Source organism: Dyadobacter soli, from assembly GCF_900101885.1.
GTDB lineage: Bacteria > Bacteroidota > Bacteroidia > Cytophagales > Spirosomataceae > Dyadobacter > Dyadobacter soli.
In genome coordinates this window covers 392063-413213 of the sequence record NZ_FNAN01000003.1, presented here as the reverse complement: position 1 = coordinate 413213, position 21151 = coordinate 392063, and the positions used below count along the sequence as shown (strand labels likewise).

The window sequence follows — 21151 nt, the reverse complement described above, 5'->3', positions numbered from 1 at the left end:
TTCAAATATAAACACGCATCCTAAATTTCCTACTATAACGGCACCGCCCCGGGATACGCATATCAGCGCGGTAATTTATTCATTTCGAACTATTTCAAAACGGCAGCTTACCTAAATCTACATTTCCGCCCGAAATGATGATCCCCACCTTTTTGCCGCTGAAAACAGCTCCATTTTTCAGCACCGCCGCGGTTGATACCGCACCGGAAGGCTCCACCACAATTTTCATGCGCTCCCACAAATACCGCATAGCCTGGATGATCTCTTCGTCGGAAACCGTGAAAATGTCGGCCACCTCTGATCGGATGATCGGGAATGTTTTGTCGCCTAAATGCGTCAGCAGGCCGTCGGCAATCGTGTTCACATAGGGTGCCTTTTCGATTTTGCCGCTTTTGAACGATAATATCGCATCCGCCGCACCCTCCGGCTCGCCCGCGTATACGTGCGTGCCCGGGGAAAAATACCTGGCCGACAATGCGGTTCCGCTCAGCAAGCCGCCCCCTCCTACCGGTGCCACAATCGCGTCCAGCGTTACAGGGACGTCTTCGATGAGTTCTTTGGCCGCCGTAGCCTGCCCTGCGATCACTTCATAATTGTTGAATGGGTGTATAAAAGTCGCGCCCGTGCGTGCGACGATCTCGTCCACCGTGCCCTGACGGTCCTCGGGAGTGTTTTTGCAAAAGGTAATGCCTGCACCGTAACCTTCCACCGCCGCTATTTTCACTTTGGGCGAATTCTCGGGCATTACGATGTAACATTTAGCCCCTACTTTCTGCGCAGAGAACGCGATCGCCTGCGCGTGGTTGCCGGATGAATGCGTGATCACGCCGTTTGCAAGCTGTTCTTCCGATAACGAAAGTACCGCATTCAGCCCGCCCCGTGCCTTGAATGCACCGATCTTTTGCAAGTTCTCGCATTTAAAATACAATTCCGCGCCCGACAGGTCATTCAGGAATTGCGAAGTAAAAACAGGCGTGTGATGAATGTAAGGCTTCACGAGCGCATGGGCCGCCTCGATGGTTTCTTGGGTAGGTACAGTTCCGGGCATGTTGGTGTATATTATGAAAATTGTTCCTGCATTAAAAAGAAAAAGGGCCCATCCTGTTACCGGAGGGCCCTCATCTGAAAAACTTCTCAGTTAACCTTATTTACCAGCGTTTGGCGTGTAAAGGTTGAAGAACTGATCCAATTTCGGGGTGATGATGATCTCCGTACGACGGTTCAGGCTGCGGTTAGGCGCTGAATCGTTAGCCACTTTGGGGAGATATTCTCCACGGCCGCCAGCGATCATACGAACCGGCTCAACACCGTATTTCTTTTGCAGGGTACGTGCCACCGATGTTGCACGCAATACCGAAAGATCCCAGTTGTCGGCAACCTTGTCTGTCGCGATAGGTACATTATCCGTGTGACCTTCGATCAGGATTTCGATTTCCTTGTAGTCGTTCAGGATTTTCGCTACTTTCGAAAGTACGGTCTCAGCAGCGGAGTTGATCACAGAGCTTCCCGATTTGAACAACATTTTGTCGGACAGGGAAACGTACACTACGCCTTTTTTAACTTCGATCTGAACGTCTTCGTCGCTTACGTCAGCCAACGAACGTTTCAGGTTCAGTACCAGCGCCATGTTCAAAGAATCTTTGTGCTGGATGCTCTTGTTCAGGTCGCGGATCTGTACACCTTGCTGGTCCATCATCGCGAGTGACTTCTTGATGCTTTCCGAGCCTTCTTTCGAGATTACCGAAAGGTCAGACATACGGTCAAGAAGGTTGTTGTTGTTCTTTTTAAGGAATTCAACCTGTTCTTCCAGCTCTTTCAATTTTGCATTTTTGCTGGTCAGTTCGTCATTTTTTGCCTTCAAATCATTATTCAAGCCAGCAGTTCTGCTGTCACAATCATTCAGGTCGGCTCTTGCTTTATCCAGTTGGATTTGGATCTCATTGGCTTGCTTCTGTGCAGAAAGCAATTTTTTCTTGCTGGCACATGAGCCCAGAACAAAGAGCATAGCAACGGCTAAAAGCGTTTGTTTCATAATCGTCTTAGGGTTGTTAAAAATAGATAAACACTGTTAAGTAAAACATTTGGGAACTACACTGATCGCTATCAATAATCGAGCCACAGACACATTAAGTCGCCGCCCGGGGTGCTTTCAAAACGCGAAATTACAAAAAAAAGGGAAGAATGCCGTTCCGACACTTTCCCTTTTTCTATTGAAAATTAGCAAGTTTTAGTACCGAATGTTCCAATATGGGTTTCGGTGTGACTTCATACTGTCGTTGATGTACGTCCTGAGCATCTTATCATAGTCCGCCGTTGTGATCTTCTTACCCTTTATTTTCTTGGGAAGCTTCGCTTCGTCGTTCAGCGTTTTTTTCTCCACTTTGACAGCCGTAAAAATCACCTCGCCGTCGTTTACATTCAGCTCCATGATCAGCCCCGGCAAGCCGAAGTAGCGCTCCGGACCGGCGTTGAATGCGAGATCGTTGGCAAACCAGGCAGTCAGTTTGGCATTACGGACCGTATCTTCGGCCTCCGCCATCATGCACAGGTAGCCATTGATCTCCTTGATTTTGTTCAACACTTTCCAGGAAGGGGTTTTCAGTGAATCGTCGATAACGAGTGTTTTACCGGCAAACTCTTCGATTTCCATTTTCCGCTCCGTGTCCAGGTTGCGGTAGATCATAAACTCGCTCGTCCGTCCGCGCCAGCCGCCGTCGGCCTCCGGTTCCATATCGTTGTATTTACTTTCGGTAGCCGTTGCGAACAGCTGCCCTTTCTCCTTGTACCCCGTGTCCCAGTTCTTCACTGTATTCTTGATCCGGGTCCGCTCCTCCTCGGAAAGGAAGGTAAGCCTGTCATAAATCTTCGACCAGAAGTGTTCTTTTTCATAAGTCACAACCACGCCTTCCTGCTGTGCAAATGCCGGCAAACTGCTCAGCAGCAAACATATCATCCAAATCTTTTTCATATATACCTTCATAAATTTCGATCACTGACTATTAAAACCCTCCCCCCTTGCGGCGTACGGAATGGGACATACCACGCATGTTGTACGCAAAACTCAGCATAAAGTACCGCGCGAGCGTGCGTACCTGCTCCTGAGAGACGAAGTTTTGGTAGGCCGACTGTGAGATACCCCGGTTCTTGTTGAAAACATCGAATGCGGAGAGACGGATTTCGCCTTTTTTGCTCTTCAACATGGTTTTGTAGAGCGACAGGTTCAGGATCGGCATGTCCTGGTTAAAGCCGAAGCGGTCGTTCACATACCGGTTATAGTTGAAGCGGCTGTTGAAGTAAATTTCCTTCGGCAGTTTAATGTTCATTTCGGCACTGTAGAACGAGTTTACGATCTTTTGGTTCTGGGCGCTGCTGAGCGAGTACCGCGTGTCGGTAACGTTCCAGTTCGCATTGGCGTATACTGTAAACTTGTCGCTCGGTGTCAGGTCGAGCCGAAAGCCACCATTGTAACCATTGTTCTTCGTGTCATTCAATTCACCATTGATGAACGTAAGGTTCTTGCCATTGTTATAGCCCACATTCATGCTCAGATTACTTTTCGTTTTCACGATCGGGAAACCGTAATGTCCGTAAATGTTGAAGTTACGGCCGCCGCTGATGTTTGTAGGCATCGTGCGTGTGATGAGATTTTCATCCACGGTCTGGCTATAAATGATCTGGTCCTGGAACTTGCTGTAATACGCACCGAAGAACATCTGCGTAAACTTGGTCGCATTGAAGTGGTTGTACCCGATATTGAACGAGTGGCTTTTCGTCGGCGACAGATTAGGGTTACCCTGCGTAATGTACAGCGGGTTGCTGTTATCGACGATCGGCTGCAAGTCGCGGATGTTAGGCTCTTGTACCGAGAAGTTATAGCCGCCATACAGGTAGCGATTGTTTTTCAGGTTGTAGTTCAAAGAAACATTCGGTACCCAGTTGGTAAACCGGCGGTCGACGCGCGTGCGGACTGCATCTTCCTGGTTCACGGCAAACTTGCCGTCCATATGAATTTGCTGCAAGCCAATGCCGCCAAGGAGGTTCAAACCATTATAAGAGTAGCGAAGCGAAGTTCCCCCACGATGGAATGTGGTGTTGTTGGTGTAGTACCGGCTGAGGTTCTGGTTTCTTATCGAACCGCCTTCGTTGATGTCGAACACGTCGCGATCCACCTCGTCGCTTTTCAGGCTGAAATTATAGAATGTTTCGAGCACGAATTTTTTGGACAAAGGCTCCGTGAACAGCACACTGCTTTTCAGCTGGTTACGCAAACTTTTGGTGTGATTGGTCTGGTTAATGTTCAGCACGCTGTCCGGTTCGGTCTGCGAGGAGCGGAAAAACTGGTTAGTCGATCGCTGCCGCACATCCCCTTCCGAGTTGTTGACATTGTAGCCTGCGCTTAATGCGAAGTTCCGGCCCTTTTTCTTGAATTTCAGCCGGTAAATGGCAGTATTGGCAATGGCGAACGAGTTAAAATCCGAGAAGTTGGTAATGTCGCTCATGTTCGAAACCTGGGCCGAATCCTGCACGCCGCGGAAAAACTCCTGGTGACTGCGGTAATCGGCCGTTCCATTGCCGAAGCGGAAGTTGGAGAGCACCACCAAAGTATTGTTCGAGTCGAGTGTCTTCTCGAACCGCACACTTCCCCGGTGGTTCTGATTCGAGTTCAACCTGCCGTTCGTATCCAGCTTGGTAAATGCCGAGTTGGTGAGGAAGTTAGTCTGCCGCGAAGTAGCGTCCAGGTCCTGGGTGTTCTTGTTGTAATAGTAGCTGGTGTTGAACTTCGTTTTCTTCGTATCGAAATTGTAGTTTGCCCCACCGGCCCAGTTTTTATTAAAACCGCGGTTTTGCGCGCCGCTACCGGCCTGAATGGTAAGGCTTTCATCATCGCCACCGCCAAATGTAATGTACCGTCCGCCATTGAAACCGAAGTCGCCGTCATCGCCCCAGTTGAAGGACTGGCTACCTTTAAAGTCCTGGTAATCGTCCCACGACATGCCGCCCTGGTTGGTGTTGTTGCCCAGTCCGATGAACGAGAATTGGTTCTTTTCATTAAAGCGGTTGTAATTGACTTTTCCTTCCAAACGCTTTTCCGTACCGACACCGGCCGCAACTTTACCGAAACCGCCTTTCTTGTGGCTGTCTTTCAATTGCAGGTTCAAGGTCTTTTCATGCTTCCCGTCGTCCACGCCGGTCAGCCGTGCCTGCTCTGTTTTCTCATTAAATACCTGCACTTTTGAAATGGCTTCTGCCGGAAGGTTCTTGGTAGCAGCCTTGGTATCGTCGCCGAAAAACCGCTTACCGTCTACCGTTACACGTTTGACGGTTTCCCCCTGCGCTTTAATGCTCCCGTCCTGGTCGACCTGCATACCGGGCAACCGCCTGATCAGGTCCTCGACGTTTGCACCGGGCGGTACTTTAAATGCTTTCGGGTCATACTCGATCGTATCACCCCTGATACTCAACGGTGCCCGGAACGCCTTCACCACCACTTCGTAGAGGTTTTGGTCCATGAAGGTCATTTTGATGTTTTTCATGTCCGTCACATCGCCGTCATTGGGGTTTACGGTGTTCTGGTAAGGCAGGTAACCCACATAGGTGATTTTCAGCAGGTAATTAGCTCTTTTCAATCCTTTGAACTCAAATGCGCCCTGCTTGGTGGTGCGCTGGAAGTTGACGAGCGTGGAGTCTTTGGGGGTTAGCAACATCACCGTCGCTTCGGGAAGTCCGGCTCCGGCGGTGTCGGCCACGACTCCCTTCAATGTAAATCGCCCTCCGGACTGCGCGTGCGCAGTGAGCATGGGAAGGCATAACCATAACAGAAGTAGGATTTTTTTCAAGGCTAGATTTTGGTGGTTATGTGATCAGAGGTTGTAACTGGGGTATTACATTTTTGCAATTATAGAGAATGCAATTCAAGTTTACAACTAAAAATATAGTTAAAACCTGATTTTATAACGAATAAAGAATTATTTAACTTTTATTAAGTTAACAACTGTTAAAGTACTCAATTTGGTATATATAAGTTACTTCAACTACATAATTTTTTTGTTAAATTATTTCCCGCTGGATTTCCATTGACCATATTTGCCCTTTAGTTCTTATTGTATAGTGTTGAAATGAAAAGTATCGGAGTAATATCGGACACACACGGCTACCTGGATGAACGTGTTTTCGATCATTTTGCCAATTGCGACGAAATATGGCATGCAGGGGATATTGGCTCGACGGAGATCGTCGCGCAGTTGCAGGCATTCAAGCCGACCCGTATTGTCTTTGGAAATATCGATACCCCACAGGTGCGCGCACTCACGCATGAGAACCTGCATTTCGAAGTAGAAGGATTCCGCGTGTGGATCACGCATATCGGCGGCGCGCCTCCGCGTTATAACCCGCAGATAATGCCGACGTTGAAATCGAACACCCCGGATATTTTTGTCTGCGGCCACTCCCACATCCTCCGGGTGATCCGCGACAAGGCTCTCAATAATATGCTTTACATCAACCCCGGTGCCGCCGGACGCGAAGGATTTCACAAGTTCCGTACCCTACTCCGTTTCAACCTCCACGAAGGGCTGATAAGCCAGATGGAGGCAATCGAGTTGGGGAAGCGGGGAGCGCTGGTGTGACGGCCGACCGCTGACCGCCGACCGCCGACCGCTGACCATGGACGATGCGGCGCTCCGCGCCTGACCATAGACCATGGTCTGATTAATGCGCAATCACAAAACATGGTCCATGGACGAAAAGGCCGGCCATCGGCGGTCGGCGGTCGTCGGTCGGCGGTCGGCGGTCGGCGGTCAAAACGTCACCTTCACCACCTTCGTCTCGCTCCCGCGCTGCAATTCCGCTTCTACCGTTTGGCCTTTTTCGTGTTTGCCGAGGATTTCCATGTAGTCGTAGATGGTACCGATGGGTTCGCCGCCGAGCTTGGTGATGATATCACCGGCCAGGATGCCTGCTTTTTCGGCGGGGCGTGCTTTTGAGACGCCGTCGATTTTCAACCCTTTCCCGGTGTAACTGTAATCGGGCATTACGCCGAGCGTTACTTTAAAATTGCTGGTAGTAGTTCCCGAATGCGGGTTTCCGGCTGTCAGGAATTCCGGCTCGGCGGTTTCTTTGTCCAGTCCTTCGAGCAGTTCGGAAATCAATGTGAGAATACTGGCTTCTCCCTCGTAATTGATCTTGTCCGGATCGTCTGAAACTTTGTGGTAATCGCCGTGGCCGCCCGTGAAGAACTGCACCACGGGAATGTTTTTCAGGTAAAACGAAGTGTGGTCCGAAGCCCCTACCCCCGACGAGTCGACGGTGTATTTCAGGTTCTGACGTTTGGCCAGGTCCGGGATCAGCTTGCCCCAAACCTTGCTCGTCCCCCAACCCGATACGATAATGCCTTTCTGCGCATCGAGCCGGCCGATCATGTCCATATTGATCATCGCCGAAAAAGTATTCAGCGGAAGCGTCGGTTTTTCCGCGTAATGCTTGGAACCCAGCAGCCCGAGCTCTTCTCCGGAGAATGTTATAAAGAGGTAGTTATGCTTCTCCTTCACATTGTTCCCGGCAAAATAGCGCGCCAGTTCCAGCACGCCGGTCGTTCCGGAAGCATTGTCATCGGCACCGTTGTGGATCTTATTCTTACTGTCGGGTGAAAGCGAGCTGCCCTGGAAGCCTTTGCCCAGGTGGTCATAATGCGCACCTATCACGATTGTTTTGGGAGCGCCATTGTCCAGAAATCCCACCACATTGCGGCCAGTGAGGTCGTGTGCCTCGCCATCGATGGCAAATGAAACTTCAAAAGGCTGAAAATAACCTTTTGTTCCGGCAGGTTTCAAACCGATTTCCTTAAAAGCCGAAGCAATGTAATTAGCCGCACGTACCTCACCGAGGCTTGCAGTTCCGCGGCCTTCGAGGTCGTCGGATGCCAAGAATTCAATGTGCTTGCGGATCGGCGCAGTCTGGAACCGCTGCCCGAAAGATTCCACGGCGCCCGCAAGCGCGAGAATGGAAAGAATGAGGTATCGCATTGGGTTGATTTGTTACGTTTGTTTGACCGCCGACCGCTGACGGCCGACCGCCGATTGGTTCTTTTGTGGCGATAGCGCTTTTTAGACCATGGACCATCGACGATCGACCATGGTCTAATTCTAATTGTCCATGGCCGATCGTCTATGGTCAGGCCGAAGGCCGACGGTCAGCATTCGGCGGTCAGCGGTCGGCCGTCGGCAGTCATTAAAGTACCTCCTGAATATCGGTCAAAAATTTCCTTACCCGCAAAAGCCGCTGGATGAGCAGCTGGGATTCTTCCTTGCGGCGCATTTGCTCGCGCGTACCCTTGATCGTGCGCCCCTGCTTGTCGCGCTGGTGCATGATCTTGCGGATGATCTCGATGTCGCGCTCGGTGTAGCGGCGGCGGTTGCGGGAATCGCGTTTGGGGTTGAGCTGCGGAAATTTTTTCTCCCAAAAGCGCAATGCGGAAGGCTCGCAGCCTACCATTTCGGCAACTTCGTTGGTGTCGTAATATAGTTTGGTATTGGGTTCCATATCTTTGAAGCGGTTATTACAAAGATAATCGCCCACGCTTTTAAACCCGGTTTTCTGACAAATTTTTGATTTTTTCCAACGCTACCGCTGCAAACTCCTCCGACGAAGCAAAATAGTCCTTTCCATCGGGCAGCACTGAAAAATCCCCTATTTCCAGTTCAAGAGATGTCCCGTCATCGCCCGTCAAGAGGCGATAGCGGTAATTAATATCGTAATTCGAAGGCGGCTGCTCCCATTTCGAGACATACAGCGAGAAAACGAGCAACTCGTTGGGCTCATACCCCGTCACGGTGAGCCGCGTCATCCCCGACCAGTCGATCACTTTTCCGTGTTCGAGGTAGTAGTCTTCGAAATCATGGGGCAGGTCGTCCCACTGCCGGATGTACTTGGGGGCGATCAATACTTCCCACACCTTCGCCACAGGTGCTTCAATGGTGATTTTTTTGCGGACTGTGAGCTCCTGTGCCATAAAACGATGTTTAGCTTTCAATTTCAGGTTTGAGAAAAAACTGTGCCGTATCAGGTGCGCCTGTATTTACTTATTGTGAAGCAAAAACACTTTTTGCTATCTTTCCCCACTAATCAATTGTAATCCCAATGGGACAAGACCAGGGCCCCGGCCGCGCCACTCGTGAATCCAAACTAAACAGCATTCAGGTTTTGAGAGGCATTGCCGCATTGTACGTCACGATCTACCATTTAAAGGACGTGATGCCCGCAGACGCCGCATTCCGGAAAGAGATCGATTTCATAGCAGGGTCCGGCCCGGCCGGAGTGAGCCTCTTTTTCGTGATCAGCGGTTTCATTATGGTACACATTACCCGCAATACCGTTCCCTCCGGACGTAATATTTTCCGCTTCACAGCCAAACGGCTGATCCGCATCTGGCCTGCGTATGCTGTCATCACGCTGGGTTACTGTCTGCTCCATAGCCGCATTGCGTCCAATCCTGAATGGCCGTCGGAGCTGTTGCGCAGCCTGCTATTTATTCCGTTGGCCAATACGCCGGCCCCGTTTTACGGTTATGCCACGCTGAATGTGGGTTGGAGCCTCAACTACGAGATTTATTTTTACCTGCTGATAGCCGTTTCGATGTTTTTTTCACGGCTCCGCTGGTATGCATTCTTCGTGATGATCGTCGTTACGCTGGTGGGCATTCCGGCCTATTATGGTGCATTTACATTGAAAGCAGATCAAATGCCAGACCTCGGCGCCCCGTACCTTAATATGGTTGCCAACCCGATCATCTGGAACTTTGTATTTGGTGTTTTTCTGGGACGGGCCTATTACAACCGGTTTCTCCACGAACAGATCCGCACATTACTTTCACTGAAACCGGTCGCTCCGGCGCTCCTTTGCCTGGCGATATGGCAATTTCTTTCGGGCTTCCTCGGCGGCTTTGGGCCTTTACAGTGGGGACTGGGTTCTACGGTCATTTTTGCCGTATTCGTATTTCACTACCAGGAACGCATTCAGCAGTTTCCGTCGTGGCTGGTGCGGCTGGGCGATATGTCGTTCTCGATCTACCTGCTGCACGTTCCGGTTGTGGTGGGATTAGGGTTCGTGTTCCGCAAATTGGGTTTCCCCGTTTACAGCGAAGGCACCGCAATGTTTTTGCTATCGCTGGCCCTTACATTCGTTGCCTCCCAGGTTTCCTACGATTATCTCGAACTAAAACTCACCTCCCGCCTGAGCCGATGGCTCCAAGACAGTAAGCGCCAGCCTGTGCATGAACCCGCCAGCCGACAGGCTACGGGAGTTTGACATCTTCCACCGTTTTGTAAGCATTATTGGTAATCTGCCGGGGGTTCTGCGACCAGAGCCGTTTCATGAACCCGGCATAACGGGTCACTATGTATTCCCCAGGATAGCTCAAATGATGCCCTTCCAGGTTTTCATAGTTGAGTTCGAACGGTATTTTGAATTTTCTCAATTGATCCGCACCAACTTTCGCCCCTACCATTCCCGGATATCCCGGACACGAAAGGAAAGTACCGCCATAATACGGCAGCACATTGTCCCCTACTCTTTGGAAGAAAACCGTCGGCATTGCATTCGACGCATTGATGTATTCGCCTCTGAACAGCCCGTAGCCCATCTGCGTGAGCAGCGCGCGTACGCGGAAAGGACTGTTTTCGGCTTGGGGATCAAGGCGGCCGAGGGCCTTGGTAATGCCCGGCGCCAGCGCTTCGAAATCGGCCTCATTCATATATACCAATGCCGAAACGGTAATAGCTCCCGCGCTGCTGCCGGCGAGCATGATTTGCCGCGTATCGATGCCCAACTCCTCGGCGTGATCGACAAAGTAATGAATTGCCGAATAGGTATCCTGTACTGCCCGGTATACTGCCTTTACCGCGTCCGTACCGGTCCCTCCGCAAGCGAAAGTCGCAGTACCGCCGTTGAAGCCCAGCCGGTAGTTGATTGATGCGGCCGCATAGCCTCGCCTCGCCAGCCCTCGGGCCATCGCCATTTCGCTGTTCAGGTCCCCAAAAATGAATGCACCTTCATGGACCATCAGTACAAACGGCCGGTATTTGAGCGTATCCTTGGCGGGCGCGACGAACTCGAAGCTCAGGTCCGTGGCTTTGCCCTTATAATCCGTCGCCTTGCCGAAAATGCCTTTACTGATTCTTAAATTGGAATAGGTAAAAATGGTATCGACGCTGCCGAAACGCGCAATGTCTGCCAGGGAGGAGTCGGGATTTTTAGCCGGAATTGTATCGATAATGACGGTATCGGGCTTGTTGGGCACCGTCGTGTCGGGCCCGCCCTCGATCGGGTGCGGAGAAGGGTAACGGCAGCTTAAAAACATCCCGATCAGGATAACCAGACCATACGTCCAGTAAAGATTCTTCAACATTTTTAGGGAAAATAGTATAGGTGCTGACTGATCTTTTCCTGCTAACACAGAGACAGCCGGGTTTACGAAGCCCGGCTGTCGCTAATCTGTCAGGGGCTATTTGTGTACGAAAATACGCTGTTTTCGTTTCAAATGTGCCGCACCCCGCCCGATTGGGTCAATTATTTATGTTTTTCCTGATTCTGCTCGAATCCGCCTTCGTGTCCTGCTCGGCCTGATGGTAGAAATATCCCTCAGTTTTGTTCTTTTTGGCCACATCCGCCTTCTCCGTTTCCTTATTGCTCGTCTGCATGCGTTTACCACACGAAATGACGAGCAGGAACATGACGATCCCCGTAATGATACCGATTGCGATGCTCTTTTTCATGATTGATACCCGTTTAGTTTGCTGATTTCTAAAAAACGGGACTTATACAAAAAAGATACCAGCAACGCGCCCGGCACTGCTGGTATGGTTTTTACAAAAGCATTGACAGTCACCCACTATATGAAGTCATGGATATTATCATCTTTTTGAAAGCAATCGGCAACCTTCTTTTCGCAGTGATACTGCTGCTGGCGGTTGCATTTTCGTCTGCCTTTTCGGTATTGACCTACATGTTCCGCGGCTCCCGGCCGTCGGTAGCCGGGATCAAAAGTTTCGTCAGGAAAAAATACACGTCGCGTTAGCGCTACGACAGGAGATTTTGCCTTAAAAGGAATTCCAACTGACCGTTCACGTCGATCAGCCTTTCGATCAGCTCCTTGTTTTCTTCCCGCAGGTGGAAGATTTCGTAGGCATTCTTGATAATAATGCGGAGCTGCTGTTCATCCCACGGTTTATTGAGGTAATAATAGATATGCCCCTTGTTCACCGCGTCGATTACCGCCGTAATGTCGGTATAGCCCGTCAGCAGGATACGCACCGGGTCGGAGTAATCCTTTAAAACTTCGATCAGAAAGTCCACACCCGTCATCTCAGGCATGCGTTGATCGGTGATGATCACATGCACGACGTTGTGTTTCAAGAGTTCGAGTCCTTCGCGGCCCGACGTTGCTATTAAAATATTGAAGTCTCTTCTGAAAGCGGCCTTGAATGAGTTGAGGTTGTTGATTTCATCATCCACATACAATACGCTTATTTTTCCTTTTTCCATCCTGAATACTTGGTGCTAGGCGGGGCCGAGAAGTGGTTGCGCCCCAAACTAATTGATAATATTATAATATTAATTCTATATTCGCATCAACAGCCACAGCACTTTCGACAAATTTTTTATGTGTAGCATAGGCCCAAGCCTCTGCTAATAAGAGAATTTTACGGGCAAAAGTCCAAATATTTTATTCCCCGTTGAACCATAGGTTAGTTTTACAAAAATAAATTCAGCAATTTGTGTAATTATTGAAGCGAGTAAAAATGCGTAATATACGAGATTCAGGGTATGCGATAGCCGGTCCGGTGAATTTAATACGAAGATCGGCACAATTTTGTGATTTGTTAAATCAGGCCACGGCCCATTGAAGGACAGGCTTCACAATTATTCTAAAATGTACCATAACATAGAGCTCAACTATATCTACAAACCGGTTTTCATCTCCAAAGAGCGCTACGCAGATAAAGCAAATTTCCTCTCCTTCATTGAAGATTATCGCGGCAAAACCATCCTGGATTTATTCGCTTCCCAGAAAAAAGAACTGATCCGTATCCGGAACCCGAAAAAACGGCTCACTGACGCTGAGGTTGAACAACGTTACAGCGAATGGGCTGTGGGCAAAAACCCCGATACGGAAGGCCACTGGATATATTACCCCTGGTCCGAACGCCTGTTGCATGTCGTAGCGGAAGAGGAATTCATCGAACTCAGGACCACCCGGAACCACTATAAAATTACCCCGGCAGAGCAGAAAACACTCGCAGAGCGGTCCATCGGGATCATCGGCTTGTCAGTCGGGCACTCGGTCGCGTTGAGCATGGCCACCGAGCGAACTTGCGGAAGGCTGAAACTGGCTGATTTCGATACCATTGAATTGAGTAACCTTAATCGTATACGTACCGGGCTTCACAACATCGGCGTCAACAAATGCATTGTTACCGCCCGTGAAATTGCCGAGATCGATCCGTTTCTGACAATCGAATGCTTCCCGGACGGCATTACCAAAGAAAACCTGGACGGGTTTCTGCTCGATGGCGGCAAATTGGACATCCTCGTAGACGAATGCGACGATATCACACTGAAAGTCAAATGCCGGAACCGCGCTGCCCAGCTCGCAATACCGGTCGTGATGGAGACTAGCGACAGGGGAATGCTCGACGTGGAACGGTTTGACCTTGAACCGGAACGGCCCATTTTCCATGGCCTCCTGCGAGACATTCCGTTGGAAAACTTCGAACACATTTCCGAAGAAGACCGGCTTCCGTTTGTGATCCGGATCGTAAATGTGATCAATGCCTCCAAAAGAGGCAGGGCGTCGCTGGTCGAAGTCGGACAGAGCATTAGTACCTGGCCGCAGCTCGCCAGCGCTGTGACGTTGGGAGGTGGCGTCGTAACAGACGTGTGCCGCCGCATCCTGCTCAACCAGTTCGATGAGTCGGGCAGGTATTACGTAGATATCGAAGAGCTTATCGGCAATAAATTAAAAAAGGCCGAAGTAGCGGTTCCCGGCAATCCATTTGATCCGTTTGATGTGCAAGAAGCCATTCGTATAGCTGATTCGTTACCTGTCGGGCAGCCATCGGAAATAATTGATGAAGCCGTTTTAAAAGATATTGTAAATGCGGCCTGCTATGCCCCCTCAACCGGAAACGACCAGCCGTGGAAATGGCTTTACCGGAATGGAAGGCTGCATTTATTCCATGATCGGTACCGCTCATACTCCTTCGGTGATTTCGATCAGATCGCTTCGAACATTTCATTTGGGGCGGCTTATGAAAACCTGGTACTGAAAAGCAATGAGGCGGACCTGCATATCCATGCGGAATTGTTCCCGCTGGGCCAGGAATCCACGCTGATCGCCGTCATCACTTTTGCAGGCAATGGTGCAGGCGTGAATACCCAGCCGGTTTTTTCACCTCAATCGGTAGCAGCGATATTCGAGCGCAATACCAACAGGAACCCGTCTACCGCCGTGCAGGTATCCGCGAATGAATTGGAAGCATTGCGTACGGCCGCCGAGAGTGTGGAAGGTGCCCGGTTCCATTATTTCGATGAAAGGGAACATATGATGGCACTCGCGGAAATTATTGGCGAATGTGACCGGATCAGGCTCTTGAACCCCAGCGGCCACCGGGATTTTGTACAAAGAGAAATGAAATGGTCGCCGGCCGAGGCCGAAAATTCCAGGGACGGGATCGATATCCGGACGCTGGGCATGAGCAAAGGGCAAATGACGGCGCTCTCCATTATCCGGGACGAAGAAATTGTCCAGGCATTGAAGAACATCCAGGGCGCCGGCGCGCTGGTGGATGTGGCCCGGAATTCAGTAAAAACGGCATCGGCGCTGGGCATGATCACCATGCCGAAATATGATTACGAGGATTTTTTCTGGGGAGGAGTATCCATGCAACGGTTCTGGCTGAAAGCAGAAGAATTGCAATTTGCGATCCATCCGTTAATTTCCCCGTTTTATTTGTTCCCCAGGGTAACCAAGGGCAATGGGGCCGGCCTGGATGAAGCAGAAAGTTCAAAATTGCGGGATTTGCGGGAAAAATTTATGAGACTCGTTCCGTTTGAAGATAATATTGCAGAAGTGTTCCTGTTCAAACTTGCCAGTGCGCCAAGACCGGAGATAAAAAGTTACAGATTGCCACTGGAAGAAACACTTTTTATCGTAAACCTTCAATAATAAATGGTAGCTCGCATTAAAGGATACCGCGCGTCAGACGACATTGAGACCAGTCTCAGATACGCAGATGGCCACCGAAAAGTATTAGAGGCTTACGGTATAAAACAGGTTACTTCGGCCGTACACAACTGGCTCGAAGATCCTAATACGTATGTGCTGATCGTTGAATCGGAAGATGGCAGCAAGATATACGGTGGTACCCGTGTGCAGGTCCGCTCCCCGAATCTGAAATTGCCGATGGAAGATGCTATCGCGAAAATCGACAAAAAGATTTACAGCTACGTGGACGCCATAGGCGATTACAATGTAGCCGAATTCTGCGGCCTTTTTAATTCAAGGGAAGTAGCCGGCTACGGGATAGGGAGCTTATACCTGTGCAGGATCGCGATGGCTGTTTCCGGCCTCGTGGGGATTAAAAATCTGCTGGCGCTATGCTCTCCGATCACATTGCTGATGAGCGAGCGGATCGGTTTTGAAATCCTCAAAGACCTGGGAAACAATGGAACGTTCTACTATCCCAAAGAAGGGCTCATCGCCACCTCGCTCATCGCACGCGACCTGGTGAATTTGCCTGTCGCAACGGACGAGGAAAGGGAATTGATTTTTAGCCTGAGAAAAAATCCAAAGCAAACGGTGACCGAAAATGGGCGCAGGGGAGAATTGACAATCATTTATGATATCGCTACATGGCTATAAAATTTTACAGAATCTGGTTTCTGCTATTTGCCTTGCTGGTTTCCGGGAGCATATCCTATGCCAGCGAAGTGGTCTTTTCGGGTACCGATATCTCCATTGGTCAGCATGTAGACATTCTTGAAGACTCGCTGGGTACCATGACTTTCCAGCAGGTAAGGGCTTCCGGCCACTTTGTCCCCAATGATGAGCAGACACCCAATTTCGGCCTCAGTAATTCCGCTTTCTGGATCAGGTTCACGCTGAGGAATGACACAGACGATCCCAATATTTTTTTCGAGCTTGCCAACGCGCGCATTGATTTCAGCACAATTTACAATGAAGAAGACGGTAAGGTCTGGCAGCAAACCATCTCGCTGAACGAACCTTTCTCCGCCCGGGAAGTACAGCACCAGAATACGGTGTTCAAACTGAATATTCAGCCGGGAAAATCGAAAACATACTACCTCAAAATCCTCGGAAGCGAGCAGATGGTACTTCCGCTGATTGTGCGGAATGAAATGGATTTCTTCCGGTTTGCATTGAAGAACGAGGTCATTGCAGGGATTCAGATGGGTATCCTCACGGTAATGATGCTTTATAACTTCTTCCTGTACTTTTCGATCCGGGAAAAAAGCTATTTGTACTACGTTCTCTATATCCTTTTCATTGGGTTGACGCAGACGACCATCATGGGCTACACGTTCAAATACATCTGGCCCGACTTCCCGGAGTTCAACGTATACGCCATCCGCATATTCCCGTCACTGGCAGGCAGTTTTGCCGTGTTATTTATGCAGAATTTCCTTCATAGCAGGGAAAATTCGCCGGTAATGCATAAAATATTGTCGCTCATTTTCGTCTCCTACGGGTTTGCAATTCTCTTTAACCTGCTGGGCATGCAAAGGCTCAGCTACCGGGTCATCGACGTCACCGGCGTAGCGGCTTGCGTGCTGGTACTGGCTGTCGCGATCCAGCTTTCATTCAAAGGTTACCGTCCTGCCAAATTTTATCTGGTGGCATGGACCATGTTCCTGATCGGCATTGTGCTGTACACCCTGCGGAACCTCAACCTCCTGCCTTACAACATGTTCACAAATTACACCCAGCAGGTGGGGGCGACCATAGAAGTAATTTTGCTATCTTTTGCACTTGCAGATAAAATCAACATTCTGAAAAAAGAGAAAGAAGCTTCGCAGGCCCAGGCACTTCGTATTTCAATGGAGAACGAAAAAATCATTTTGGAACAAAATGCTTTCCTTGAAAAAAGCGTGAACGAAAGAACTGCCGAATTACAGTTTGCCAACACGGAGCTTAACCTGACGCTGACCAAGCTGAAAGACGCCCAGACGCAGCTCATCGACTCCGAAAAAATGGCCTCGCTCGGTCAGCTTACCGCGGGTATCGCACACGAAATCAACAACCCGATCAACTTCGTAAGCTCCAATATCAGGCCGCTGAGAAGGGATATTGACGACGTACTGGAAATCCTCGATTCTTACGACGGCATCAGGGAAATCGATTCGATCGAAGGGCTTCACGGGAAAGTGGAAGAGATCGAACGGCTGAAAGAGGACCTCGACCTGGACTACCTCAAAACCGAGCTCGGCACCCTGCTGAAAGGCATGGAAGACGGCGCCCACCGGACCGTAGAAATCGTGAAGGGTTTGAAAATATTCTCACGGGTGGATGAAACCGACCTCAACCTCGTCAATATCAACGAGGGAATCGAGTCCACACTCATTATCCTCAACTATCAGATGGGGAATGCGATCACGCTCGTGAAGGAGTTGGGAAACATCCCGAGCATCGAATGCTATGCAGGCAAGCTTAATCAGGTATTTATGAACATCCTGACCAACTCGATTTACGCACTACAAAAGGAAAAAAAAGAAGGCAAAACGCCGACGATCTGGGTAAGGTCCTGGTTGAAAGACCCAGAAACGGTGGCCATATCCATTCGCGACAATGGGCCGGGTATGACGCCGGAAGTCCGCGCCAAGATTTTCGAACCATTCTTCACCACCAAACAGGTAGGCGACGGTACCGGGCTCGGGCTTTCAATTGTCTTTAAAATTATCGAAGTTCATAGCGGTAACATTCAAGTAAACACGGAAGTAGGAGAAGGAACAGAATTTTTGATCACACTGCCTGTTAAAAAAAAAGCACGCCCAATCCCTGATTTTCAATGAGCGATAAAGCTATAACCATTCTGTACATTGACGACGAGGAGCACAACCTGCATTCGTTCAAAGCTTCTTTCCGCAAGCAGTACGATATCACGATTACTTCCTCTGTGCTGGAAGCAGAGCAAATGCTGGACGAAAAGGACTTCTGCATCATCCTGGCCGACCAGCGGATGCCGGTAATGACGGGTGTACAATTCTTTGAAAAGATCAGAACCAAGTTCCCGAAACCGATCCGTATCCTCATTACCGGGCACACCGACATCGGTGCGGCGATCGATGCGATCAACAAAGGGGAGGTTTTCAGGTTTATCGATAAACCGTGGGACTATAATTATGTAGAGAATGCCATTTCCAATGCTTATGATATTTACAAGACCCGCGAGGACCTGAAACAGCGGAATATCGAGCTGCAAAAGGCGAACGAAGAACTCGACAAGTTTGTGTACAGCGCCTCGCACGACCTGCGCGCGCCGCTGATGTCGGTACTCGGCATTGTGAACCTCGCATTGCTGGAAGACGACGTGAAGTCACAGAACGAATACCTTGAACTGATCCGGCAGTCGGTGAAAAAGCTGGACACGTTCATTATCAATATCATAGACTACTACAAAAATGCGCGCGGCGTCCCTGTCGTGACGGACATCAGCTTCGAGGAGCTGGTAACCGAGGTGCAGGCCACGATTCAATATCTGCCCGAATACGGCAACCTGAAAATGACGACGGACATCCGCCAGGACGGCATATTCCATTCCGATGTGATGAAGCTGCGTATCATTTTCAATAACCTTATCAACAACGCGATCAAATTCCAGGATAAGGCCAAGAGCCATCCGTTTGTTCATCTGACCGTGCAATCAACGGATACGGATGCGAAGATCATCGTCGAAGACAACGGGACGGGTATCAAAGAGTCGGATCAGGACAAAATTTTCAAAATGTTTTACCGCGCGGGCGCTACCAACAGCGGCTCAGGGATAGGACTTTACATTGTACACGAGGCGATCGCGAAATTGGGCGGGGAAATCAGCGTAACTTCAAAAGTCGGACAGGGCAGTATTTTTGAAATCAACATTCCTTCTATTAACATATAACCCGACATGGAGCCACTGCTTAACTTCTTCTTGATAGATGACAGCGCATTCGATCTGTTCATCTACGAAAAGTTATTGATCAAAAGCGGGATTACCAATTCAGTCAGAACCTTCAACTCGGCACGCGACGCCCTCAAACACCTCATCGGCCAGGCCGAAAGCCTCCCGGACATCATTATTCTGCTCGACCTGCAAATGCCCGACATGAACGGCTTCGAGTTCATCGATGAATTCGACCAGCTCCCGGAATCGCTCCGCCAGAAGGTCCGGATATTCATGCTATCGTCCACCATCGACACCCGGGACATTGAAAAAGCCAAAGCGAGCCATCATATAATAGATCTTCTCCCCAAGCCACTAGAAATTCCTTTCCTTAAAAAGAAGCTGGCAATCTAAGTACATGTAGTATAATTTTTTTAGGATAGTTAATTAGGTGGACTGATCAAAACAGCATCCTGCCCATCGCCGCCATCGTGTGTGACCAGAAAAGGCCTTTTATGCACATATTTGAGGAGCTATCTACCAAAACACCTCTCTACCTGTTGATTGTCAAGCTGATAAGCTGACCAGTGAATTTAGGTATACCTCCACAAACTGTCCAATAATGTAACAATCTGCACGGCCGTTGTCTGAAATAGTGCGCCGCAGGAATGCTGTTTTCTGGACCATACTATAAGCTTTCGAATCAATAATATAATTTTTTAAATATTAAAAGATTTTATGAACAGCCGGGTACGTTCTTATTGCAAACTCACCAACAACCAGTGTAAACCTTAACACAATGTTTAATGAAAACTGATAGCAAAACCCTGGCCGAGATTTTGAAATTGCACGCACAGTACGTTAGAGAGGTTGAGTTCAGCGGCATCAAGCCCTTGTCAATGGAGATTTACAAAACAAATTCCCACAATTTTGTACGCTGGATCCAGGACGAATTTCACCCAGGAAGAAAATTACGCAAAGAGGCTCTGTCCTGATTTGCAAAAAAAGCACTCATTATACTCAACGTTTTATGATTTGAGCTGCCGGTGAATGGGAACACCGGCAGCTCTTTCTTTTTAGCGCGTTCTTTGTTAAGTTTGGTATATTAACGGGTATTTCCCCTGCTTACCAGTATCAGTATGATTTTCACGATTTTCAACCTGCTTAAAGGCCGTTTTTCCAAAGACGCCATCGAAGAAGCCAAGTCTAATGAAAAAGCGATGACCCGCCAGGAGGCGTTGCAGCAAATGCGCAATATCGCCAGCCGCCGGAGCTCTTCGAAAAAGAACTAGCAGCCCTGCCCGTAATAGGCATCCTTCCCGTGCTTTCTGAAATAATGCTTGTCGCAAAGGCTCTGCTTGATCGCCGCCGCGGCAGGGTTGATCTGCAACGTCAGGTAGGCCATTTTGGCGATTTCTTCTAAAACGATAGAATTGTAAATGGCCTTAGCCGGGTCTTTTCCCCAGGTAAATGGCCCGTGGCAAGCCACCAGCACCATTTCTACCTCTTCATAACTTAGTTTTTCCCTGCCAAACAGGTCGAGGATCTGGTTACCGGTTTCGAGTTCGTAATCGCGCTGGATCATTTCGTCGGACATTACTTCGGTGACGGGTATGGCACACGTCAAATGATCCGCATGCGTAGTACCGAGGTTCGGAATGGGCCGGATCGCCTGCGCCCACGCCACCGCGTACGTAGAATGCGTATGACACACGCCCCCGATCGTGGGAAAGCTTTTGTAAAGCAAAGTATGCGTTTTGGTATCCGAAGACGGCCTCATATTACCCTCTACCAGCACATTGTCAAGGTCAACGATCACAATGTCTTCTACTTTCAAACGACTGTAAGGAACCCCGCTGGGCTTGATCCCCACCACACCCGCGGCCCGGTCGATACCGCTTACATTACCAAAGGTCACGATGGCCAGTTCCTCCCGCGGGATTTCCATATTGGCCTCGTAAACCTGCTCTTTGAGATATTGATATTTCGACATTTCG

Annotated in this window: 20 protein-coding genes; 9 read left to right on the top strand and 11 right to left on the bottom strand. The window is 49.4% G+C overall.

Annotated features, from left to right (window positions below):
* Positions 1-94: 94 nt before the first annotated feature.
* The 4 genes from BLQ88_RS06080 to BLQ88_RS06065 form a co-directional block, all read right to left on the bottom strand.
* Positions 95-1048, bottom strand: a complete 954-nt coding sequence (locus BLQ88_RS06080; protein ID WP_090147635.1) for a threonine ammonia-lyase — start codon at positions 1046-1048, stop codon at positions 95-97.
* Between the two features lie 96 nt (positions 1049-1144).
* A complete protein-coding gene (locus tag BLQ88_RS06075) occupies positions 1145-2032 on the bottom strand; it encodes an OmpA family protein (protein ID WP_090147633.1) in 888 nt (295 codons plus the stop codon).
* A gap of 195 nt (positions 2033-2227) precedes the next feature.
* Positions 2228-2968, bottom strand: a complete 741-nt coding sequence (locus tag BLQ88_RS06070) for a GLPGLI family protein (protein ID WP_229212600.1) — start codon at positions 2966-2968, stop codon at positions 2228-2230.
* Between the two features lie 31 nt (positions 2969-2999).
* Complete coding sequence (locus BLQ88_RS06065; protein WP_310590139.1) at positions 3000-5837, bottom strand: TonB-dependent receptor domain-containing protein; 2838 nt, start codon at positions 5835-5837, stop codon at positions 3000-3002.
* Between the two features lie 279 nt (positions 5838-6116).
* On the opposite strand from BLQ88_RS06065, the gene BLQ88_RS06060 reads away from it, so the two are divergent.
* Positions 6117-6626 (top strand): metallophosphoesterase family protein, encoded by a 510-nt coding sequence (locus tag BLQ88_RS06060; RefSeq protein ID WP_090147629.1) that lies wholly within the window; start codon positions 6117-6119, stop codon positions 6624-6626.
* Positions 6627-6797: 171 nt separating this feature from the next.
* Here the strand turns inward: BLQ88_RS06060 and BLQ88_RS06055 are convergent, their stop codons facing one another.
* The 3 genes from BLQ88_RS06055 to BLQ88_RS06045 all read right to left on the bottom strand — a co-directional run bounded on the left by BLQ88_RS06055 (position 6798) and on the right by BLQ88_RS06045 (position 9007).
* Positions 6798-8021 (bottom strand): M20/M25/M40 family metallo-hydrolase, encoded by a 1224-nt coding sequence (locus BLQ88_RS06055; RefSeq protein ID WP_090147627.1) that lies wholly within the window; start codon positions 8019-8021, stop codon positions 6798-6800.
* A gap of 205 nt (positions 8022-8226) precedes the next feature.
* Positions 8227-8538, bottom strand: coding sequence for a MerR family transcriptional regulator (locus tag BLQ88_RS06050; RefSeq protein WP_090147772.1), 312 nt, complete (start codon positions 8536-8538; stop codon positions 8227-8229).
* Positions 8539-8578: 40 nt separating this feature from the next.
* The gene (locus BLQ88_RS06045; protein ID WP_090147626.1) at positions 8579-9007 is read right to left on the bottom strand and encodes an SRPBCC family protein; all 429 of its coding nucleotides are present in this window, start codon (positions 9005-9007) and stop codon (positions 8579-8581) included.
* 128 nt (positions 9008-9135) lie between these two features.
* On the opposite strand from BLQ88_RS06045, the gene BLQ88_RS06040 reads away from it, so the two are divergent.
* Complete coding sequence (locus BLQ88_RS06040) at positions 9136-10302, top strand: acyltransferase family protein (RefSeq protein ID WP_090147624.1); 1167 nt, start codon at positions 9136-9138, stop codon at positions 10300-10302.
* On the opposite strand, the gene BLQ88_RS06035 is transcribed toward BLQ88_RS06040, so the two are convergent.
* Both BLQ88_RS06035 and BLQ88_RS06030 read right to left on the bottom strand, forming a co-directional pair.
* Positions 10289-11401, bottom strand: a complete 1113-nt coding sequence (locus tag BLQ88_RS06035; RefSeq protein ID WP_090147623.1) for an alpha/beta hydrolase — start codon at positions 11399-11401, stop codon at positions 10289-10291. The genes BLQ88_RS06040 and BLQ88_RS06035 overlap by 14 nt on opposite strands.
* 157 nt (positions 11402-11558) lie before the next feature.
* Positions 11559-11768 carry a hypothetical protein gene (locus BLQ88_RS06030; protein ID WP_090147621.1) on the bottom strand — a complete coding sequence of 70 codons (210 nt, stop codon included), beginning with the start codon at positions 11766-11768 and terminating at the stop codon, positions 11559-11561.
* A gap of 128 nt (positions 11769-11896) precedes the next feature.
* Here BLQ88_RS06030 and BLQ88_RS36685 point away from each other — a divergent pair, with 128 nt between their 5' ends.
* Positions 11897-12070, top strand: coding sequence for a hypothetical protein (locus BLQ88_RS36685; RefSeq protein WP_176884908.1), 174 nt, complete (start codon positions 11897-11899; stop codon positions 12068-12070).
* A gap of 2 nt (positions 12071-12072) precedes the next feature.
* Here the strand turns inward: BLQ88_RS36685 and BLQ88_RS06025 are convergent, their stop codons facing one another.
* A complete protein-coding gene (locus tag BLQ88_RS06025) occupies positions 12073-12537 on the bottom strand; it encodes a response regulator (protein WP_090147619.1) in 465 nt (154 codons plus the stop codon).
* A gap of 388 nt (positions 12538-12925) precedes the next feature.
* On the opposite strand from BLQ88_RS06025, the gene BLQ88_RS06020 reads away from it, so the two are divergent.
* The 6 genes from BLQ88_RS06020 to BLQ88_RS36680 all read left to right on the top strand — a co-directional run bounded on the left by BLQ88_RS06020 (position 12926) and on the right by BLQ88_RS36680 (position 20446).
* The gene (locus BLQ88_RS06020; RefSeq protein ID WP_090147618.1) at positions 12926-15220 is read left to right on the top strand and encodes an Rv1355c family protein; all 2295 of its coding nucleotides are present in this window, start codon (positions 12926-12928) and stop codon (positions 15218-15220) included.
* 3 nt (positions 15221-15223) lie between these two features.
* Complete coding sequence (locus tag BLQ88_RS06015; protein WP_090147616.1) at positions 15224-15916, top strand: hypothetical protein; 693 nt, start codon at positions 15224-15226, stop codon at positions 15914-15916.
* Positions 15907-18084, top strand: a complete 2178-nt coding sequence (locus BLQ88_RS06010; RefSeq protein ID WP_090147614.1) for a sensor histidine kinase — start codon at positions 15907-15909, stop codon at positions 18082-18084. Before BLQ88_RS06015 ends, BLQ88_RS06010 begins: the two co-directional genes overlap by 10 nt.
* Positions 18081-19172 (top strand): sensor histidine kinase, encoded by a 1092-nt coding sequence (locus BLQ88_RS06005; RefSeq protein ID WP_090147613.1) that lies wholly within the window; start codon positions 18081-18083, stop codon positions 19170-19172. Before BLQ88_RS06010 ends, BLQ88_RS06005 begins: the two co-directional genes overlap by 4 nt.
* A gap of 6 nt (positions 19173-19178) precedes the next feature.
* On the top strand, positions 19179-19568 hold the full coding sequence (locus BLQ88_RS06000) for a response regulator (RefSeq protein ID WP_090147612.1): 390 nt from the start codon (positions 19179-19181) through the stop codon (positions 19566-19568).
* Positions 19569-20293: 725 nt separating this feature from the next.
* Entirely contained in the window at positions 20294-20446 is a 153-nt protein-coding gene (locus tag BLQ88_RS36680; protein WP_176884906.1) for a hypothetical protein, read from the top strand.
* Here the strand turns inward: BLQ88_RS36680 and BLQ88_RS05990 are convergent.
* Positions 20443-21147, bottom strand: coding sequence for an L-ribulose-5-phosphate 4-epimerase (locus tag BLQ88_RS05990; protein ID WP_090147609.1), 705 nt, complete (start codon positions 21145-21147; stop codon positions 20443-20445). The genes BLQ88_RS36680 and BLQ88_RS05990 overlap by 4 nt on opposite strands.
* Positions 21148-21151 lie beyond the last annotated feature (4 nt).

Excerpts from the sequence above, each read along its gene's own strand:
- BLQ88_RS06080 (WP_090147635.1), bottom strand. The coding sequence starts at position 1,048 with ATGCCCGGAACTGTACCTACCCAAGAAACCATCGAGGCGGCCCATGCG.
- BLQ88_RS06075 (WP_090147633.1), bottom strand. The coding sequence starts at position 2,032 with ATGAAACAAACGCTTTTAGCCGTTGCTATGCTCTTTGTTCTGGGCTCA.
- BLQ88_RS06070 (WP_229212600.1), bottom strand. The coding sequence starts at position 2,968 with ATGAAAAAGATTTGGATGATATGTTTGCTGCTGAGCAGTTTGCCGGCA.
- BLQ88_RS06060 (WP_090147629.1), top strand. The coding sequence starts at position 6,117 with ATGAAAAGTATCGGAGTAATATCGGACACACACGGCTACCTGGATGAA.
- BLQ88_RS06055 (WP_090147627.1), bottom strand. The coding sequence starts at position 8,021 with ATGCGATACCTCATTCTTTCCATTCTCGCGCTTGCGGGCGCCGTGGAA.
- BLQ88_RS06050 (WP_090147772.1), bottom strand. The coding sequence starts at position 8,538 with ATGGAACCCAATACCAAACTATATTACGACACCAACGAAGTTGCCGAA.
- BLQ88_RS06045 (WP_090147626.1), bottom strand. The coding sequence starts at position 9,007 with ATGGCACAGGAGCTCACAGTCCGCAAAAAAATCACCATTGAAGCACCT.
- BLQ88_RS06040 (WP_090147624.1), top strand. The coding sequence starts at position 9,136 with ATGGGACAAGACCAGGGCCCCGGCCGCGCCACTCGTGAATCCAAACTA.
- BLQ88_RS06035 (WP_090147623.1), bottom strand. The coding sequence starts at position 11,401 with ATGTTGAAGAATCTTTACTGGACGTATGGTCTGGTTATCCTGATCGGG.
- BLQ88_RS06030 (WP_090147621.1), bottom strand. The coding sequence starts at position 11,768 with ATGAAAAAGAGCATCGCAATCGGTATCATTACGGGGATCGTCATGTTC.
- BLQ88_RS36685 (WP_176884908.1), top strand. The coding sequence starts at position 11,897 with ATGGATATTATCATCTTTTTGAAAGCAATCGGCAACCTTCTTTTCGCA.
- BLQ88_RS06025 (WP_090147619.1), bottom strand. The coding sequence starts at position 12,537 with ATGGAAAAAGGAAAAATAAGCGTATTGTATGTGGATGATGAAATCAAC.
- BLQ88_RS06020 (WP_090147618.1), top strand. The coding sequence starts at position 12,926 with ATGTACCATAACATAGAGCTCAACTATATCTACAAACCGGTTTTCATC.
- BLQ88_RS06015 (WP_090147616.1), top strand. The coding sequence starts at position 15,224 with ATGGTAGCTCGCATTAAAGGATACCGCGCGTCAGACGACATTGAGACC.
- BLQ88_RS06010 (WP_090147614.1), top strand. The coding sequence starts at position 15,907 with ATGGCTATAAAATTTTACAGAATCTGGTTTCTGCTATTTGCCTTGCTG.
- BLQ88_RS06005 (WP_090147613.1), top strand. The coding sequence starts at position 18,081 with ATGAGCGATAAAGCTATAACCATTCTGTACATTGACGACGAGGAGCAC.
- BLQ88_RS06000 (WP_090147612.1), top strand. The coding sequence starts at position 19,179 with ATGGAGCCACTGCTTAACTTCTTCTTGATAGATGACAGCGCATTCGAT.
- BLQ88_RS36680 (WP_176884906.1), top strand. The coding sequence starts at position 20,294 with ATGATTTTCACGATTTTCAACCTGCTTAAAGGCCGTTTTTCCAAAGAC.
- BLQ88_RS05990 (WP_090147609.1), bottom strand. The coding sequence starts at position 21,147 with ATGTCGAAATATCAATATCTCAAAGAGCAGGTTTACGAGGCCAATATG.